Consider the following 604-nt stretch of genomic DNA (forward strand, 5'->3'; position numbering starts at 1 on the left):
AAATACTTCAGGTGGATGTTGCTGTAATAAAGACGGTAAGTCTAAGAAAAAGTGCACAAAATAATTTTGTATTTTAGAAAGGAAGTTAACATATGAAGGAACTTTTTAACTTTGGTCCAATACATATATACTTTTTTGGTTTAATGATAGCAATAGCTGCAATTACAGGTGGGGCATTTGCAATTAAGCAGGGAGAAAAAAGAGGAATAAATGAAGATATAATGTTTAATTTAATTTTTATAGTTGTTATATCAGGAGTATTAGGAGCCAGATTATTTTATATTCTTTTTTATAATCCATCATTTTATTTTAGTAATCCTGGAGAAATATTCAAAATAAATGAAGGTGGATTATCCATACATGGAGGAATTGTTTCAGCTGTAGCTGCAGGATACATATACTATATTAAGAGTAAGATATCATTTTTTAAACTTGCAGATATTGCTGTTATTGGAATAGCATTAGCTCAAGGTATAGGCAGGGTAGGTTGTGACGTATTTGGCAAACCAATGACAAATATAATGTTATGGGGAATTAACCATAATGGACAAATACTTCATCCTGCACAAGTATATGAATTTATTTTAGATTATATATTATTCAT

At 29.3% G+C, this 604-nt stretch carries 1 protein-coding gene; it reads left to right on the forward strand.

The window, feature by feature from the left end; genetic code table 11:
- Positions 1–92: 92 nt before the first annotated feature.
- Positions 93–604: prolipoprotein diacylglyceryl transferase family protein (locus COL3_RS26970; protein ID WP_143327586.1), on the forward strand; the 512-nt coding region annotated here is incomplete at its 3' end.

This window comes from Clostridium sp. LS, assembly GCF_002760435.1.
Classification (GTDB): domain Bacteria; phylum Bacillota; class Clostridia; order Clostridiales; family Clostridiaceae; genus Clostridium.